17 protein-coding genes and 1 tRNA gene are annotated in these 16,215 nt (G+C 62.4%); 5 read left to right on the forward strand and 13 right to left on the reverse strand.

The window, feature by feature from the left end:
• The 3 genes from coaE to N4T19_RS11720 all read left to right on the forward strand — a co-directional run bounded on the left by coaE (window position 1) and on the right by N4T19_RS11720 (window position 1,663).
• Entirely contained in the window at window positions 1–630 is a 630-nt protein-coding gene (gene coaE, locus N4T19_RS11710; RefSeq protein ID WP_260720247.1) for a dephospho-CoA kinase, read from the forward strand.
• Window positions 631–633: 3 nt separating this feature from the next.
• Window positions 634–1,389, forward strand: a complete 756-nt coding sequence (gene zapD / locus N4T19_RS11715; protein WP_116927085.1) for a cell division protein ZapD — start codon at window positions 634–636, stop codon at window positions 1,387–1,389.
• A 61-nt stretch (window positions 1,390–1,450) separates the two neighbouring features.
• Complete coding sequence (locus N4T19_RS11720) at window positions 1,451–1,663, forward strand: DNA gyrase inhibitor YacG (RefSeq protein ID WP_116927086.1); 213 nt, start codon at window positions 1,451–1,453, stop codon at window positions 1,661–1,663.
• A 47-nt stretch (window positions 1,664–1,710) separates the two neighbouring features.
• Here the strand turns inward: N4T19_RS11720 and N4T19_RS11725 are convergent, their stop codons facing one another.
• The 4 genes from N4T19_RS11725 to secA form a co-directional block, all read right to left on the reverse strand.
• A complete protein-coding gene (locus N4T19_RS11725) occupies window positions 1,711–2,184 on the reverse strand; it encodes an NUDIX domain-containing protein (protein WP_260720248.1) in 474 nt (157 codons plus the stop codon).
• 38 nt (window positions 2,185–2,222) lie between these two features.
• Window positions 2,223–3,179: an ATP-binding protein gene (locus tag N4T19_RS11730; RefSeq protein WP_116927088.1), complete on the reverse strand. Its 957-nt coding sequence runs from the start codon at window positions 3,177–3,179 to the stop codon at window positions 2,223–2,225.
• A gap of 85 nt (window positions 3,180–3,264) precedes the next feature.
• On the reverse strand, window positions 3,265–4,497 hold the full coding sequence (argJ, locus tag N4T19_RS11735; protein WP_182343465.1) for a bifunctional glutamate N-acetyltransferase/amino-acid acetyltransferase ArgJ: 1,233 nt from the start codon (window positions 4,495–4,497) through the stop codon (window positions 3,265–3,267).
• A gap of 79 nt (window positions 4,498–4,576) precedes the next feature.
• Window positions 4,577–7,315, reverse strand: a complete 2,739-nt coding sequence (secA, locus tag N4T19_RS11740; protein ID WP_182343467.1) for a preprotein translocase subunit SecA — start codon at window positions 7,313–7,315, stop codon at window positions 4,577–4,579.
• Window positions 7,316–7,622: 307 nt separating this feature from the next.
• Between secA and N4T19_RS11745 the strand changes: the two genes are divergently transcribed.
• On the forward strand, window positions 7,623–7,931 hold the full coding sequence (locus tag N4T19_RS11745) for a hypothetical protein (RefSeq protein WP_116927091.1): 309 nt from the start codon (window positions 7,623–7,625) through the stop codon (window positions 7,929–7,931).
• Between the two features lie 79 nt (window positions 7,932–8,010).
• Here N4T19_RS11745 and N4T19_RS11750 read toward each other — a convergent pair.
• The 6 genes from N4T19_RS11750 to petA all read right to left on the reverse strand — a co-directional run bounded on the left by N4T19_RS11750 (window position 8,011) and on the right by petA (window position 12,311).
• A tRNA-Thr gene (locus N4T19_RS11750) sits at window positions 8,011–8,086 on the reverse strand.
• Between the two features lie 49 nt (window positions 8,087–8,135).
• Window positions 8,136–8,657 carry a ClpXP protease specificity-enhancing factor gene (locus tag N4T19_RS11755; protein WP_116927092.1) on the reverse strand — a complete coding sequence of 174 codons (522 nt, stop codon included), beginning with the start codon at window positions 8,655–8,657 and terminating at the stop codon, window positions 8,136–8,138.
• A gap of 81 nt (window positions 8,658–8,738) precedes the next feature.
• On the reverse strand, window positions 8,739–9,350 hold the full coding sequence (locus N4T19_RS11760) for a glutathione S-transferase N-terminal domain-containing protein (protein ID WP_116927111.1): 612 nt from the start codon (window positions 9,348–9,350) through the stop codon (window positions 8,739–8,741).
• A gap of 123 nt (window positions 9,351–9,473) precedes the next feature.
• A complete protein-coding gene (locus N4T19_RS11765; protein ID WP_116927093.1) occupies window positions 9,474–10,238 on the reverse strand; it encodes a cytochrome c1 in 765 nt (254 codons plus the stop codon).
• An 18-nt stretch (window positions 10,239–10,256) separates the two neighbouring features.
• A complete protein-coding gene (locus N4T19_RS11770) occupies window positions 10,257–11,705 on the reverse strand; it encodes a cytochrome b (protein WP_182343469.1) in 1,449 nt (482 codons plus the stop codon).
• A 9-nt stretch (window positions 11,706–11,714) separates the two neighbouring features.
• The gene (petA, locus tag N4T19_RS11775) at window positions 11,715–12,311 is read right to left on the reverse strand and encodes a ubiquinol-cytochrome c reductase iron-sulfur subunit (protein WP_021027797.1); all 597 of its coding nucleotides are present in this window, start codon (window positions 12,309–12,311) and stop codon (window positions 11,715–11,717) included.
• Window positions 12,312–12,442: 131 nt separating this feature from the next.
• Between petA and mscL the strand changes: the two genes are divergently transcribed.
• Window positions 12,443–12,871 (forward strand): large conductance mechanosensitive channel protein MscL, encoded by a 429-nt coding sequence (mscL, locus tag N4T19_RS11780; protein ID WP_260720249.1) that lies wholly within the window; start codon window positions 12,443–12,445, stop codon window positions 12,869–12,871.
• Between the two features lie 72 nt (window positions 12,872–12,943).
• Here the strand turns inward: mscL and pdxA are convergent, their stop codons facing one another.
• The 3 genes from pdxA to N4T19_RS11795 form a co-directional block, all read right to left on the reverse strand.
• Entirely contained in the window at window positions 12,944–14,002 is a 1,059-nt protein-coding gene (gene pdxA / locus N4T19_RS11785; RefSeq protein WP_409935189.1) for a 4-hydroxythreonine-4-phosphate dehydrogenase PdxA, read from the reverse strand.
• Window positions 14,003–14,021: 19 nt separating this feature from the next.
• Complete coding sequence (locus tag N4T19_RS11790; RefSeq protein ID WP_182343480.1) at window positions 14,022–14,774, reverse strand: Nif3-like dinuclear metal center hexameric protein; 753 nt, start codon at window positions 14,772–14,774, stop codon at window positions 14,022–14,024.
• Between the two features lie 103 nt (window positions 14,775–14,877).
• Entirely contained in the window at window positions 14,878–16,200 is a 1,323-nt protein-coding gene (locus tag N4T19_RS11795) for an MFS transporter (protein ID WP_116927098.1), read from the reverse strand.
• Window positions 16,201–16,215: the final 15 nt, after the last annotated feature.

Below are 16,215 nucleotides of genomic sequence, written 5' to 3' on the forward strand. Positions count from 1 at the left end.
ATGCGGCCACGCATTGGCGTTACCGGGGGTATTGGCAGCGGCAAAAGCACCGTCGCCCAGGGCTTTGCCCAATGGGGCTGCCATGTGATCGATGCCGACCGCATTGCCCGCGAGTTGACCCTGCCGGGCGGCGCGGCTATCGTCCCGATTGCGGCGCAGATGGGTGCCCACTTTATCGATGCGGACGGTGCGCTCGACCGCGCACAGATGCGCGAAGCCGCCTTTCGCGATCCCGCCTACAAGGCACTGCTCGAAGCGATCTTGCACCCCTTGATCCGCCAACAGATTGACCAGCAGTACCAGCATGCCTGCAGCGCCACCAATGCGCCCCTGGTAATCTTCGATATCCCGCTGCTGGCCGAGTCCAGCCAGTGGAGCCCACGCCTGGACCAGGTCATCGTGGTCGATTGCCTGGAGAGCACGCAAATAGCCCGCGTGCAGCAGCGAAACCAGCTGGCCGCGTCAGCGATCGAGGCCATCATGGCCCAGCAAGCGAGCCGGCTGCAGCGCCTGCGCAAGGCCGATTGGGTGCTGTGGAATGAAACGCTGTCGTTACAAGCGCTAGGCGAGGCCGTATTCGACCTATACAATGAATTGATAGCGAACTACCGCCCTCTGCAGCCCGACTGATCCGTGATAATTTACGAGTACCCCTTCAACGAACGTGTGCGAGCCTATCTCCGCCTGGAGTACCTGCTGCGCCGGCTTGACGTACTCCTGCAGCGCGACACGGACATCGACCACCATTTCGCCATCACCACCTTGTTCGAGGTGATGGATGTGGCCTCCCGCAGCGACCTCAAGACCGACCTGCTCAAGGACCTCGAACGCCAGCGCCAGCAGTTCAATGCCTACCGCGACAACCCGATGATCGCCGTGGACATGCTCGACAAGGTGATTGGCCAGATCGACGCTGCCCACAGCGAGTTGCGGGCCCAGAACGGCAAGCCCAGCCAGTTGCTGATCGAGAACGAATGGCTGATGGCCATCCGTAACCGCACCGGCATCCCTGGCGGCACCTGCACCTTTGACCTGCCCAGCTACCACGCCTGGCTGCATGCCGACAGCAACAGCCGCCGCACCGATCTGCAGGGCTGGACGGCCTGTTTTGCGCCGCTGGCCAGCGCCCTCATCTTGCTGCTGCGGCTCTTTCGGGATGCGGGTGCGCCGCAGCGCATTGCAACCGTGCGCGGCCAGTTCCAGCAGAACCTGCCCCAGGGCCGCATCTACCAGCTGCTGCGCCTCAAGATCGACCCCAGCTCCAGCCTCGTGCCCGAGATCAGCGGCAACCGCCTGATGATCTCGATACGCATGCTGCAAAAGACCGACAGCGGGCAGCTGGCGTTGACCACACAGGATGGCCAGTACGAGATGGTGCTCTGCGCCTGAAGAGCCACCTCCAAAACCGCGCAGCCATCGCGCCAGCCCGCAGGCACCCTACAATGCCTGCATGAGTTCTTCCGCAGACAACGCACTCCCCAGCATCCAGTGCCCCCAGTGTGGCGGCCCTTCCAGCTTTGCACGCAGCAACAGGTTTCGCCCTTTTTGCAGCGAGCGCTGCAAGCTCATTGACCTGGGCGCCTGGGGCAATGAGGATTTTCGGGTGCCCGCCCAATCGCCACCGCTGGACCAGCCCTACGGTGATCCCCGGCTGGAAGACTGAGCCCCCCGACGTTTAGCAACCGCAGCACTTGGCGGTGCTGCCGTTGCTTATTTCACTGCAGCTTGCGCCGCCTGCACATAGGCTTCCGCATCAAAAGGCAGCCCACGCTCCTCGCTCAGCCATTGCAGCACCGGGAAGGAGCCTTCCAGCACCGGGCTCACCGTCAGCGGCAACTGCTGCCAGGACATCTGCTGGCCTTCACGCATCTCAAAATCACCCGACCACTGCGTCACCTTGCACCAGTGCAAGCGCACCAAGGCATGGCTGTAGTCATGCTCGGTCACCTTCCAGGCGATGCAGTTGTCGATGCGGATGCCCAGCTCCTCGACCAGCTCACGGCGCAGCGCCTCTTCGACGGTCTCGCCCGCTTCGAGCTTGCCGCCGGGAAACTCCCACCAGCCCGCGCGGGGCTTGCCCAGGGGGCGGCTGGTTATCAGCAGGGCATTGTCACTTTCGCGGATCAGCACGCCCACAGCCACTTCGGTGTGGCTGCGGGTCTCGGTGGTATCAGTCTGGCTCATAGGTCTTCATGGGCTGCCAGCACAGCAGCCCGGTATATTCAATCCTGGGCCTCTTCGCCCAGGTCGGCCACATCGGCAATTTTCTGGCGACCTTGCACCTCGCGGTGGCTGCGGCCAGCCCAGTCACGGGCAAACTGGTGGGCCACCCGGCCGCTGCGCGAGCCGCGCTCCAGCGCCCAGACCAGGGCCTCGGGCCGGGCAGCCTCGATATCCGCCTCCGCCACACCCAGCGCTGAGAGCCACTGGCCCACTACGCGCAGGTACTCGTCCTGGCTGAACGGGTAGAAACTCACCCACAGGCCAAAACGCTCGGACAGCGAAATCTTCTCTTCCACCACTTCGCCGGGGTGGATCTCGCCGTTCTCGCCCTTTTGCTGGGCCAGGTTGTCGGTCATGTACTCGGGCAGCAGATGGCGCCGGTTGCTGGTCGCATAGACCAGCACATTCGGTGTGGCCGCAGAGACCGAGCCATCCAGGATCGACTTCATCGCCTTGTAGCCGGGCTCGCCCTCTTCAAAACTCAGGTCATCGCAGTAGATGATGAATTTCTCGGGCCGGCCAGCGACCACATCGACGATATCAGGCAGGTCGGTGAGATCGGCCTTGTCCACCTCGATGAGGCGCAGGCCCTGGGGCGCATAGGCATGCAGGCAGGCGCGGATCAGGGACGACTTGCCAGTACCGCGCGCGCCCGTCAGCAGCACATTGTTGGCGGTGCTGCCTTGCACAAACTGCTCGGTGTTGCGCGCAATCTTCTCTTTTTGCCCGTCGATGTTCTGCAGGTCGGACAAGGACATCGCCCCGACATGGCGCACCGGCTCCAGCACGCCACAGCCATTGGCCCGCTTGCGGTAGCGCCAGGCAATGGCATCACTCCAGTCGGCCGGCGCCTGCAGCGCCTGGGGCAGGACGGACTCGATGCGCTGCATCAGCTGCTCGGCGCGCTGCACTAGGCGCTCAAGCGGGGAGAGGGAAGAGTGGGAAGACTCGGTCATGGTATCCAGACGCACAGGGTTGGGATGCCAGCGGGGCCGGACCCCGCCCTGCTTGGGGGCAGTCCAGCGCGCTGGCCAAGCGGTATCAGGAGCGGTAGTCCGCGTTGATGCTCACATAGTCATGACTCAGGTCGCAGGTCCACAGCTGGGTGGATGCGTTGCCACGGCCCAGCTGCACGCGCACCACAATCTCCTGCTGCTTCATCACGCGCTGGCCATCGGCCTCCTGGTAGGCCGGGTTGCGGCCGCCCTGGGTGGCCACATGCACATCGTCCAGGTACAGCTCGATCTGGGTCTGGTCCAGGTCCTCGATACCGGCATAGCCCACAGCAGCCAGAATGCGTCCCAGGTTGGGGTCGCTAGCAAAGAAAGCCGTTTTGACCAGCGGCGAATGCGCAATCGCATAGGCCACCAGGCGGCATTCTTCTTCGGTACGGCCTTGCTCGACCTCGATCTGGATGAACTTGGTGGCGCCTTCGCCGTCGCGCACAATCGCTTGCGCCAGCTTTTGTGCCACTTCGCGCAGCGCAGCCATCAAGGCTTGGCCATCGGTGGTGTTCCAGTCGCTGATCGGGGCATTGCCGGCCTGGTTGGTAGCGACCACGACAAAGGAGTCATTGGTCGAGGTGTCACCATCGATGGTGATGCGGTTGAACGACTGGTCGGCCAGGGTTTTGGCCAGCGCCGGCATCAGCTCGGGGCTGATGGCTGCGTCGGTGCCCAGAAAACTCAGCATGGTCGCCATATTGGGGCGAATCATGCCCGCGCCCTTGCTGATGCCGGTGATCTGCACCGTCTTGCCGCCCACGGTGGCCGAGGCGGAAAACGCCTTGGGCAAGGTGTCGGTGGTCATGATGCCTTCAGCGGCCTTGGCCCAGTGGCCCGGCTGCGCATCGGCAATGGCGGCAGGCAGGCCCGCAGTGATGCGGTCCACTGGCAGCGGCTCCATGATCACGCCGGTCGAGAACGGCAGCACTTGCTGGGCATCGATCTTCAAGAGGCCTGCCAGCGCATCGCAGGTGGCGTGGGCACGGGCCAGGCCATCGGCGCCGGTGCCGGCATTGGCATTGCCGGTGTTGATGACGATGGCGCGTATCGACTGGCTGTGGCTGGCCAGGTGTTCACGGCAGATCTGCACCGGCGCGGCACAAAAGCGGTTCTTGGTGAACACGCCAGCGACATGGCTGCCCTCGTCCAGCAAGAACACCGTCACATCCTTGCGGTTGGCCTTGCGCACGCCGGCCTCCGTCACACCAATGCGAATACCGGCGACAGGAGCCAGGTCCTGCGCTACTGGGGCTTTCAAATTGACGGGCATATCAGTCTTTTCCTTGAAACCATGAAAAAAACGGGCGATGAACCAGTCAAAGCCCGTTGTGGTGAAGCAATCCGGTAATTTATGCGAGTTTACCGTGGCAGAGCTTGTATTTCTTGCCACTGCCGCATGGGCATGGATCATTGCGGGCCACACGCACGCCTTCAGGCAGCGCCAGCGGCTCGCTGGACTCGGCGTCGCCCGACTCGTCGGGGCCGCTGTAGGTCACATGGGCCGTGCGGTCGTTGCTTTGCTCCAGCTGCTCGGTCGCTTCATCGAGCTGCTCGGGCGAGCGGATCTGCACCGACATCATCACGCGGGTGACCTGGGTCTTGACCTGGTCGATCAGCTGGCTGAACAGCTCGAAAGCCTCGCGCTTGTATTCCTGCTTGGGCTGCTTTTGGGCGTAGCCGCGCAGGTGGATGCCCTGGCGCAGGTAGTCCAAGGCGGCCAGGTGGTCGCGCCAGCTGGAATCCAGGGTCTGCAGCAGCACCGCACGCATGAACTGCATGAAGTTCTCCTTGCCCGCCTGCTCCAGCTTGTCATTGAAGAGGCGTGCGCCTTCGGCAACGACCTTCTCTTCGATTTCCTCGTCGGAGATCGATTCCGCGCCATCGAGCAGCTGCTGCAGTGGCAGGTCGATGTGCCATTCCTCGCGCAGCACCTTCTCCAGACCGGCCAGATCCCACTGCTCTTCCATGGACTGCTCGGGCACATACTGGCGCACGATATCGGCCAGCGCGCTGTCGCGCATGCCGTCGATCATCGGAGCCAGGTCGGCCGCATCCAGAATCTCGTTGCGCTGCTGGTAGATGACCTTGCGCTGGTCATTGGCGACGTCGTCGTACTCGAGCAATTGCTTGCGCATGTCAAAGTTGCGCGCTTCCACCTTGCGCTGCGCGCTTTCGATGGAACGGGTCACAATGCCCGCTTCAATGGCTTCGCCATCGGGCATCTTCAGGCGCTCCATGATGGCCTTGACGCGGTCGCCCGCGAAAATGCGCATCAGCTGGTCGTCCAGCGACAGGTAGAAACGCGAGGAGCCACGGTCACCCTGGCGGCCGGCACGGCCACGCAGCTGGTTGTCGATACGGCGCGATTCATGGCGCTCGGTCGCGATGATGCGCAGGCCGCCCAGCTCGGTCACCTTGTCGTGCTCGATCTTCCACTCAGCGCGCAAGGCTTCGACCTTGTTGCGGCGCTCCGTCTCGGACAGCGACTCGTCGGCCTCGATGGCGGAAATCTGCTTTTCGATATTGCCGCCCAGCACGATGTCGGTACCGCGGCCTGCCATGTTGGTCGCGATGGTGATGACGCCGGGGCGCCCCGCCTGGGCAATGATGTCTGCCTCGCGCTCATGCTGCTTGGCGTTGAGCACCTGGTGGGGCAGATTCTCTTTCTTCAGCATCTCGTCGATGATTTCCGAGTTCTCGATCGAGGTCGTGCCCACCAGCACGGGCTGGCCGCGCTCGTAGCACTCCCGGATATCGCTGATCGCCGCCGCATACTTCTCGGGCGTGGTCTTGTAGACGCGGTCCAGCTGGTCATCGCGCTTGCTGGGGCGGTTGGGCGGGATCACCACGGTTTCCAGACCGTAGATTTCCTGGAACTCATAGGCCTCGGTGTCAGCAGTACCGGTCATGCCGCCCAGCTTGTTGTACAGGCGGAAATAGTTCTGGAAGGTGATCGATGCCAGGGTCTGGTTCTCGGCCTGGATTTCCACGCCTTCCTTGGCTTCAACGGCCTGGTGCAGACCTTCGCTCCAGCGGCGGCCCGACATCAGGCGGCCGGTGAACTCATCGACAATCACGACCTCGCCGCCCTGCACCACATAGTGCTGGTCGCGGTGGTAGAGGTGCTGGGCGCGCAGTGCGGCGTACAGCTGGTGCACCAGCGTGATGTTGGCGGGATCGTAGAGCGATGCGCCTTCGGCCAGCATGCCCTTTTCAGCCAGAATGCGCTCTGCCGCTTCGTAGCCTTGCTCGGTCAGGTGGATCTGGTGGCCCTTTTCGTCGACCGTGAAGTCGCCCGGCTTGGTCACGCCCTCGCCGGTGCGGGGGTCGGCTTCGCCTTCCTGGCGCGTGAGCAGTGGCACCACTTCGCGCATCGCCAGGTAGGCGGCGGTGTGGTCTTCGGCCTGGCCGGAGATGATCAAGGGCGTGCGCGCCTCGTCGATCAGGATCGAGTCCACCTCGTCGACGATGGCGAAGTTCAGCCGGCGCTGCACGCGCTCGCTGGCATCTTGCACCATGTTGTCGCGCAGGTAGTCAAAGCCGTACTCGTTGTTCGTACCGTAGGTGATGTCGGAGTTGTAGGCGGCCTGCTTCTCATGCTTGGGCAGCTGCGACAGGTTGATACCCACCGACAGACCCAGGAAGTTGTAGAGGCGCCCCATCCAGGTCGCATCACGCGTGGCCAGGTAGTCATTGACCGTCACCACGTGCACACCATTGCCGCTCAGCGCGTTCAGGTACACGGGCAAGGTCCCCGTCAAGGTCTTGCCTTCGCCGGTACGCATTTCGGCAATCTTGCCGTAATGCAGGGCCATGCCGCCCAGCATCTGCACATCGAAGTGGCGCATCTTCATCACCCGCTTGGAGCCTTCACGCACCACGGCAAATGCCTCGGGCAGGATATTGTCCAGCGACTCTCCGCCAGCGATGCGGTTCTTGAACTCCTGCGTCTTCTCGCGCAATTGTTCGTCGCTGAGCTTTTCGTACTCGGGCTCCATCGCATTGATGCGAGCGACGACCTTGCGGTATTGCTTGAGCAGGCGATCATTGCGACTGCCAAAAATTTTGGTGAAGAAATTGGTTGCCATGCGAACAGAACCACACAACCAGGGAATGCACTTGCGTCCACCCCTGCCATGCGACCGGAATTCCTAGTGATTAGTGTTGTGTCAGATGGAGGCAATGACCCCGGCTTCAATACCGGGAACGACGCCTGCCGAATAAAACATTCTACAACCCTGAATAGAATGCGTTGTGGCAGGTGCATTGCAATGTATGGCTATCGCCCCCGGTCTGCCCCTGACACCCCTATCCAGCCATGACCCAGCCATGACCCAGCCATGACCCAGCCATGACCCAGCCATGACCCAGCCATGACCCAGCCATGATCCAGCCATGATCCAGCCCCAACGCCGGCATTTCGCCGTCACCGTAGAACAAGCCGCGAGCGAGGCGCCCACGTTGGCGAGCCTCGTGGCTTTGACGCGGGAGTCTTCTGCCCGCTTCAAACTGGTGGAGCCGCTGATCCCGCCAATGCTGCGCGCCTCGATCAAGCCCGGCCCGATCGACGGTGACCAGTGGTGCCTGCTGGTGGCCAACAATGCCTGCGCTGCCAAAATGAAGCAGCTGCTGCCGGCGATGGCGGCCCATCTGCGCGTCAAAGGCTACCCGACGGCAGATATTCGCCTCAAAGTACTGCGCTGAGCGACTCCACCAGCGCCGTTAAACGCCACCGGACGCAAAAAAGCCGTTCACAGCACTGGCTGGGAACGGCTTGGGAATCTGGTGCCGGTTATCGGAATCGAACTGATGACCTACCGCTTACAAGGCGGTTGCTCTACCAACTGAGCTAAACCGGCAACACTCGGCATTCTATACGGGATTGCCCGTAACAAAGCCGAATGAGGCCTATTTGACCAGTTTGAGTGAAGGCTTGCCGCCCTTGCCTGCGCGGCCGGGCGACTTGCCGTCAGGCGCCGGAGGCTCGTCGCTGGAGGTCACGACCTGCATCACCGGAGACGCAGCGTTGGCCTCGCCAGCCGGTTCACCCGCATCACCCGCGCTTTCGAGCGCAGCCATCGCGATATCGGCGTCGTCGTCGAGCAGGTCCTCAGGCGGAGGAAAGCCCATGCCCTGGCCGGTTTCACGCGCAAAAATGGCGACCACGCGGCTGACGGGCACCATGATGTCGCGCGGCACACCGCCAAAACGGGCGGTGAACTCGATGTAGTCATTGCCCAGCTTGAGCGCACTCGTTGCGTCATAGCTGATGTTGAGCACAATTTCGCCGTCTTTGACAAACTCGCGCGGCACCAGCACCGTCTTGTCCACGCGAACACTCAGGTACGGGGTCAGGCCATTGTCATTGCACCACTCCACCCAGGCGCGGATCAGGTACGGCTGGGTGGATGTTGTCTGGATTTCACTCATTGGACACTTTCTTCGCGCTCCAGCGCCGCAGAGCACAGCCCTGCGGACGCTGCCCGCCCAGTGGCGGGGCTGGCGCGGCTTTTACTTGCGCATAACCTTTTCGGAAGGCGTCAGCGCCTCGATATAGGCAGGACGCGAGAAGATGCGCTCGGCATACTTGAGCAGCGGTGCTGCGTTCTTGGACAGCTCAATGCCGTAGTAATCCAGGCGCCACAGCAGCGGGGCAATGGCCACGTCCAGCATCGAGAAGTTCTCGCCCAGGATGAACTTGTTCTTCAGGAACACCGGCGCCATCTGGGTCAGGCGGTCACGGATCTGCGCGCGGGCCTTTTCCAGCGCCTTCTCGTTGCCCTTGACGGCACGCTCTTCCAAGGTGTGCACGTGCGTGAACAGCTCTTTTTCGAAGTTCAGCAGGAACAGGCGCACACGGGCGCGCTCGACGGGGTCGCCGGGCATCAGCTGTGGATGGGGGAAACGCTCGTCGATGTACTCGTTGATGATGTTCGACTCGTACAGGATCAGGTCGCGCTCGACCAGGATAGGCACCTGGCCATAGGGGTTCATCACGCTGATGTCTTCGGGCTTGTTGAACAGGTCCACATCACGGATCTCGAAATCCATGCCCTTTTCAAACAGCACAAAGCGGCAGCGGTGGGAGAAAGGGCAGGTCGTTCCCGAATAAAGCACCATCATGGTGAGAGGCTCCTCAAAATCAAAAAAGAGTGGACTGCAGTCAATGCCGCCCACTCTACACAAATCGGCTACCCCAATTCAAGCCCTGCTCACAGGGACTGAACCGGCTGCACGCAAATACGTTTACTTCACGTCTTTCCAGAACGCCGCATTCAGGCGCCAGGTGATGAAGATGAGTCCCAGCAAAAATATCAGCACCCCGACGCCGACGCGCATGCGGGTGTTCTGGCTGGGATCACCCATCCATTGTAGATAGTTCACCAAATCACCCACACTCTTATCGAAATCAGTGGAGTTCATCTTGCCCGGCGTGACCTGCTGCCAGCCGGTGAACACCTGGGTCTTGTGTCCGTGCTCCTCGACCTCTTGGTAGACCGGCACGCGCACACCTTGCAGCTCCCAGAGCACATGGGGCATGCCCACCGAGGGGAAGGCCATGTTGTTCCAGCCGGTGGCCTTGGTGTCGTCCTTGTAGAAAGTGCGCAAGAAGGTGTAGAGGTAGTCGGCACCGGTGCCCTGGTGGCTGGCACGTGAGCGCGCGACCAGGGTGAGATCTGGCGGGTTGGCGCCAAACCACTCCTTGGCCTGCTTGGGATCGATGGCCGCCTTCATGGTCTCACCCACCTTGTCGGTGGTGAACAGCAGGTTGTCCTTGATCTGCTGCTCGGTAAGACCAATGTCCTGCAAGCGGTTGTAGCGCATGAACGCGGCTGAATGGCAGCTGAGGCAATAGTTGACAAACAGCTTGGCGCCGTTTTGCAGCGAGGTGGTGTTGGTCGTGTCGGGCTTGAATTTGTCCCAGGCCACACCGCCTTCGGCCGCCTGCACGGCACCGGACCCTAAAAGTACACCCAGACCCAGGCATGCGGAGAGAATGATTTTTTTCATCGTGGGATGCTTTCTGGTTCAGTGCGCATGGAAGGTGACACGCTCAGGCACCGGCTTGGGTGTGCCTTTGCGGCTCCACCAGGGCATCAGCAGAAAAAAGCCAAAGTAAAACAAGGTACCTACCTGGGAGACCTTTTCGCCAATCGGCGATGGCGGCTGCACCCCCAGATAGGCGAGCACCACGAAGTTCACGACAAACACCGCATACACATACTTGTGCCAGTGCGGGCGGTAGCGGATGGAGCGCACCGGGCTGTGGTCCAGCCAGGGCAGAAAGAACAGGATGATCACGGCCAGCCCCATCACCACCACACCCCAGAACTTGGCGTCGATACCGCCCAGCGCTGCAATGCCGGTGAACGCAAAGGCACCAAACAGCGCCAGCACCACCAGCGCCACCAGCACCAGCAAGCCCTTGAGGACGGCGGCCATGCGGGTCTTGATGCAGACATAGGCCACGGCTGCGACCAGGATCACCGACAAGGCGACCATCATCTCGCTGGTGATGGCACGCAGCATCGAATAAAAGGGCGTGAAATACCACACAGGCGCAATATGGTTGGGCGTCTTGAGCGGGTCGGCCGGGATGAAGTTGTTGTACTCGAGGAAGTAGCCACCCATCTCCGGCGCAAAGAACACGATGGCCGAGAAGATGAACAGGAACACCGCCACGCCAAACAGGTCATGCACCGTGTAGTAAGGGTGGAAAGGCACGCCGTCGAGCGGCCGGCCCTGCGCATCCTTGGGCGCATTCGGGCCCTTGATCTCGATGCCATCGGGGTTGTTGGAGCCCACATCGTGCAAGGCCAGCAAATGCGCCGCAACCAGGCCCAGCAGCACCAGCGGCACGGCGATCACATGGAAACTGAAGAAACGGTTGAGCGTCGCATCGCCCACCACATAGTCGCCCCGGATCAGCAGCGCCAGGTCCGGGCCGATGAAGGGAATGGCCGAGAACAGGTTGACGATCACCTGCGCACCCCAGTACGACATCTGGCCCCAGGGCAGCAGGTAGCCCATGAAGGCCTCGGCCATCAGGCACAGGAAGATCGCGCAGCCAAACACCCAGACCAGCTCGCGCGGCTTGCGGTAGCTGCCATACAGGAGGCCACGGAACATGTGCAGGTAGACCACGACAAAGAAGGCCGAGGCGCCGGTGGAATGCATGGTCCGGATCAGCCAGCCCCAGGGCACATCGCGCATGATGTACTCGACCGAGGCAAACGCCTTTTCGGCATCGGGCTTGTAGTGCATCACCAAAAAGATGCCGGTGACGATCTGGATCACCAGCACCAAAAGCGCCAGCGAGCCAAAGATGTACCAGAAGTTGAAGTTCTTCGGTGCGTAGTACTCCGACATATGGACCCGATAGGCCTCAAATGCCGTGGGAAAGCGGTTCTCCAGCCAGTTGCCGGCCTTGGCGCCCAAGGTGGCGTTCGGCGATATCTCCTTGAATTCGTGTGCCATGGCGCCTCCTTATGCTTTTTTATCTTCGCCAATCAGCAGCTTGGTATCGCTCAGATACTGGTGCGCTGGCACTTCGAGGTTGTCGGGCGCGGGCTTGTTCTTGAACACCCGCCCGGCCAGGTCAAAGGTGGAGCCGTGGCAGGGGCAGAGAAAACCGCCCTTCCAGTCATCGGGCAGCGATGGCTGGGGGCCGGGCTGGAGCTTGTCGGTGGGCGAGCAGCCCAGGTGGGTGCAGATGCCGATCACGACCAGCACCTCGGGCTTGATGGAGCGGGTTTCGTTCTTGGCGTAGTCCGGTGTCGGGTAGGCCGTGCGCTCGGATTTGGGATCGGCCAACTGGCCGTCGAGCTGGGGCAGCTCGGCAATCTGCTCGGGCGTGCGGCGCAGGATCCAGATCGGCTTGCCGCGCCATTCGGCGGTGATTTTCTCGCCGGGCTTGAGCTCCGAGATATCCACTTCAACGGCAGCGCCGGCGGCCTTGGCCTTTTCTGACGGCTGGAAGGAGCTGACAAAGGGGACCGCAGTGGCGACTCCTCCGACAGCACCTGCGCATCCCGACGCTATCAGCCACGTCCTTTTACTGGAGTCGATGGAAGAATCACTCATGGGGCTCCTTGGTCAACGCTTATATCTCGGTTTTTGCGGATTGTATGAAGTGTCTTGCCCATCATGCAATGCGCCGAAACCCTTGAAGCTGAGCGATACTAGGCGTCATGTTTATTTGACAGGAGCAGCGCATGAGCTTCATGAAGGAATTCCGCGAGTTTGCGGTCAAGGGCAATGTGATGGATCTGGCCGTTGGTGTGATCATCGGCGCCGCTTTTGGCAAGATCGTCGATTCGGTCGTCAATGACCTGATCATGCCCATCGTCGGTTTGGTCTTTGGCAAGCTGGACTTCTCCAATCTCTTCGTCGTGCTGGGTACCATTCCCGATGGCGTGCCGCGCACACTCGACGCGCTGAAAAAAGCGGGCATTCCGGTGTTTGCTTATGGCAACTTCATCACCGTCGCGGTGAACTTCGCGATCCTGGCTTTCATTATTTTCATGATGGTCAAACAGATCAACCGCCTCAAACGCGACGCGCCCCCTCCAGCGCCCGCTGCCACCCCGGAAGACGTGTTGCTGCTGCGTGAAATCCGCGACAGCCTGCAGCAAAAACGTTGATTTTTTGCAACAAAGAAACAGAAATTCTGCTTCTTTTGCACAGATACCCGGCAGCCTCTCGAGGCTGCTTTTTTACGCCTGCACCTGTCCCGCTGCCAAACGGCGCGCCATCTGCACCGCCGCGATCAGGCTGGCCGCATCGGCCAGGCCCTGGCCGGCAATATCAAAGGCGGTGCCGTGATCCGGGCTGGTGCGCACCAGCGGCAGGCCCAGGGTCACGTTGACGCCCTCGTCCAGCCCCAGGTACTTCACGGGGATCAGGCCCTGGTCGTGGTACATGGCCACCACCACATCAAAGGCGCCCGGGTGCTCGGCACTGTGGCGGGCCCGCATGAACACGGTATCGGGCGGCTCCGGCCCCACCACCTGCATGCCCAGTGCCTGGGCAGCGGCCACCGCGGGCGCAATGTGCTCCAGCTCCTCGCGCCCCATCAGGCCGGCCTCACCGGCATGGGGATTGAGCCCCGCTACCGCAATCCGGGGCGGCCGCCCCAGCGCCCGCAGCAAGGCCTCGTGCGTGATGCGGATGGTCTCCAGCACCTGTGCCTGGGTCACCGCCTCAATGGCGTCACGCAGCGATACATGGATGCTCACCAGCACGGTGCGCAGCGCCTCGTTGGCCAGCATCATGCGCACCGGCATCTGCGCCAGCGGCAGCCCGGCGTGCTGGGCCGCTTCGGCCTGCAGCAGCTCGGTGTGGCCGGGGAACGCCAGCCCTGCCAGATGCAGCGCCTCCTTGTTCAGCGGCGCCGTCACCAGCCCGGCAATCTGGCCATGCAAGGCCTGGCGCGCCGCCCAGCGCACGCATTCGGCAGCAGCACGCCCGGCCTCGGCCTGCACCTGGCCAAAGGGCAACGGCCCGGGCAAGCCCGGCAGCGACAGCACCGGCATGCAGCGCGGCGGCACCTGCAAAGCCTCTTGCGGGTCAGCGATGTCGGCCACCGGCAGCGCGCAGCGGCCCGGGCCCTGCAACAGCTGCGCTGCGCGGCGCATGGTCTGCAGCTCACCCACCACAAAGCAGCCCTGCATTTGCTCAGGCGCATCGCGAAAGGCCTTGGCCACGATTTCCGGGCCAATGCCGGCAGGGTCGCCCTGGGTGATGGCGAGCAAGGGAGCGGAGTGCACGGGCATGTCCTTGGAATGGAGCGCTTCAGGCGGGGTTGTCGATATCGATAAAGCGGTGCGCCACGCCCAGTTGCTGGGCCACGGCGGCAGCCGCTGCCGGCGCGCCATAGCGCTCGGTGGCATGGTGGCCGGCGGCAAAAAAGCTCACACCCGTCTCGCGCGCCAGATGGGTCTGGGACTCCGATATTTCACCGGTCAAAAAGCCATCCGCGCCAGCGGCCATCGCCGCTTCGAAAAAGCCCTGCGCACCGCCGGTGCACCAGGCCATGCGGCGGATGGGGCGCGGCGTCTCGCCCGTCACCAGCGTGACCGAGCGCCCCAGGGTCTGTTGGATGTGCGCAGCAACTTGCGCCGGAGCCACCGCATCGACGCTGCCGATAAAGCCCAGCTCCTGATCGCCAAAGCGGGCATCGGCCTGCCAGCCCAACTGCGCGCCCAGTTGGGCGTTGTTGCCCAGCTCCGGATGCGCATCCAGCGGCAGGTGGTAGGCGAACAGGTTGATGTCGTGCTTGATCAGCAGCTCGATGCGCTGCTTCATCCAGCCGGTGATGCGGCCGTCGTAGCCGCGCCAGAACAGCCCATGGTGCACAAAGATGGCATCGGCCTGGTCGGCAATGGCCGCCTCGATCAGCGCCCGCGATGCCGTCACACCGCTGACCAGCTTGCGGATCTCGGCCTTGCCCTCCACCTGCAAACCGTTGGGGCCATAGTCTTTGAAGCGGGCGGGCTGCAGCAGCGCATCAAAGGCCTGCAGCATGTCTTGGCGGGTCGTAGTCATGCCCGATTGTCTCAGACCTGTGCGGCGCGCCACCCCGGAATGCAAAAACCCGCTGATGCCAAGCATGCAGCGGGTTGCCGGGGGCGATCAGCCTGGAGCGGGTTTACTTCTTGGCAACCCAGCCCTTGACGGCCAGCGGCCAAAAGCCCATGGCCACGCCCAGCACGCCCATCGCGGCCACATAGTGGGCAGGCGCCATCACATCGGCCTGCTGCCAGACGGACACCAGCATCGGGGTCAAACCGCCGAACACGGCATAGGCCATGTTGTAGGAAAAGGACAGACCCGTGAAACGCACCTCAGGCGGAAAGGCGCGCACACCGACCACCGGCAGCAGCGAGATCGCACCCACAAAGAAGCCTACCAGCGCATAGGTCCAGACCAGCGAGATGTCGGTGCCAGGCAGGTTCAGGTAGAACAGATAGGCAGTGACAGCCATGCCACCCCAGCCCAGCACCATGGCGGCACGCGTGCCCCACTGGTCCGACAGCCAGCCCCAGAACACGCAGCCGATGGTCAAGGTCACGGTCGCCACCGCATTGGCCTTGAGGGCCACCGCAGGCGCGATATGGAACACCTTTTGCAGGTAGGACGGCGTAAACAGAATCACCACCACCACGGCGGTGGACAGGATCCAGGTCATCAGCGCCACGACCACGCTGGCTTCGCGGTGGTCGCGCAGGATGGTCTTGAGCGGCAGTTCGCGGTCGACCTGCTTGCGGGCCTGCATCTCCTGGAAGATCGGGGTCTCGTGCAGAAACTTGCGCAGGTACACCGACACCAGGCCAAACACGCCGCCCAGAATGAAGGGAATGCGCCAGGCCCAGTCGTGGATCTCGGCCGGGCTGTAGACGCTGTTGAGCCAGACGCCAATGATCGAGCCCAGGAAAATGCCGCCGGTGATGCCCGAGGTCAGCGAGCCAATGGCAAAACCGTAGCGCTTGGCCGGCGCATGCTCGGCCACAAACACCCAGGCGCCGGGCATCTCACCGCCAATGGCCGCGCCTTGCAGCACGCGCATGGCCAGCAGCAGGATGGGCGCGGCCAGACCTATGGTTTCATAGGTGGGCAGCAGGCCGATCACCAAGGTGGGCACCGCCATCAGGAACACCGACAGGGTAAACATCTGCTTGCGGCCCAGGATATCGCCAAAGTGCGCAATCAGGATGCCGCCAATGGGGCGGGCCAGGTAGCCGGCCGCAAAGATGCCCAGCGTCTGCAGCTGTCGCATCCAGTCGGGCATCGACGCCGGGAAGAACAGCGAGCCCAGTACATTGGCAAAAAAGACAAACACCACAAAGTCATAAAACTCCAGGGTGCCGCCCAGGGCCGACAGGCCCAGGGTCTTGTAATCGTTCCGGTTCAGGGGCCGGTTGGCAGGCGAGGCGGCTGGGGCCCCACCTTGGTCAGCAGTCAGCGAAGTCATGTGTCCTCTACATTC

The organism is Comamonas squillarum (assembly GCF_025309455.1).
In the GTDB taxonomy this organism is placed as follows: Bacteria; Pseudomonadota; Gammaproteobacteria; order Burkholderiales; family Burkholderiaceae_C; genus Comamonas; species Comamonas squillarum.

Bases quoted from the DNA above. Each gene is read 5' to 3' on its own strand.
- mscL (WP_260720249.1), top strand. From the start codon at position 12,443: ATGAGCTTCATGAAGGAATTCCGCGAGTTTGCGGTCAAGGGCAATGTG.
- N4T19_RS11720 (WP_116927086.1), top strand. From the start codon at position 1,451: ATGAGTTCTTCCGCAGACAACGCACTCCCCAGCATCCAGTGCCCCCAG.
- N4T19_RS11795 (WP_116927098.1), bottom strand. From the start codon at position 16,200: ATGACTTCGCTGACTGCTGACCAAGGTGGGGCCCCAGCCGCCTCGCCT.
- secA (WP_182343467.1), bottom strand. From the start codon at position 7,315: ATGGCAACCAATTTCTTCACCAAAATTTTTGGCAGTCGCAATGATCGC.
- argJ (WP_182343465.1), bottom strand. From the start codon at position 4,497: ATGCCCGTCAATTTGAAAGCCCCAGTAGCGCAGGACCTGGCTCCTGTC.
- coaE (WP_260720247.1), top strand. From the start codon at position 1: ATGCGGCCACGCATTGGCGTTACCGGGGGTATTGGCAGCGGCAAAAGC.
- N4T19_RS11770 (WP_182343469.1), bottom strand. From the start codon at position 11,705: ATGGCACACGAATTCAAGGAGATATCGCCGAACGCCACCTTGGGCGCC.
- N4T19_RS11725 (WP_260720248.1), bottom strand. From the start codon at position 2,184: ATGAGCCAGACTGATACCACCGAGACCCGCAGCCACACCGAAGTGGCT.
- N4T19_RS11745 (WP_116927091.1), top strand. From the start codon at position 7,623: ATGATCCAGCCCCAACGCCGGCATTTCGCCGTCACCGTAGAACAAGCC.
- N4T19_RS11730 (WP_116927088.1), bottom strand. From the start codon at position 3,179: ATGACCGAGTCTTCCCACTCTTCCCTCTCCCCGCTTGAGCGCCTAGTG.
- pdxA (WP_409935189.1), bottom strand. From the start codon at position 14,002: ATGCCCGTGCACTCCGCTCCCTTGCTCGCCATCACCCAGGGCGACCCT.
- petA (WP_021027797.1), bottom strand. From the start codon at position 12,311: ATGAGTGATTCTTCCATCGACTCCAGTAAAAGGACGTGGCTGATAGCG.
- N4T19_RS11760 (WP_116927111.1), bottom strand. From the start codon at position 9,350: ATGATGGTGCTTTATTCGGGAACGACCTGCCCTTTCTCCCACCGCTGC.
- N4T19_RS11755 (WP_116927092.1), bottom strand. From the start codon at position 8,657: ATGAGTGAAATCCAGACAACATCCACCCAGCCGTACCTGATCCGCGCC.
- N4T19_RS11790 (WP_182343480.1), bottom strand. From the start codon at position 14,774: ATGACTACGACCCGCCAAGACATGCTGCAGGCCTTTGATGCGCTGCTG.
- N4T19_RS11765 (WP_116927093.1), bottom strand. From the start codon at position 10,238: ATGAAAAAAATCATTCTCTCCGCATGCCTGGGTCTGGGTGTACTTTTA.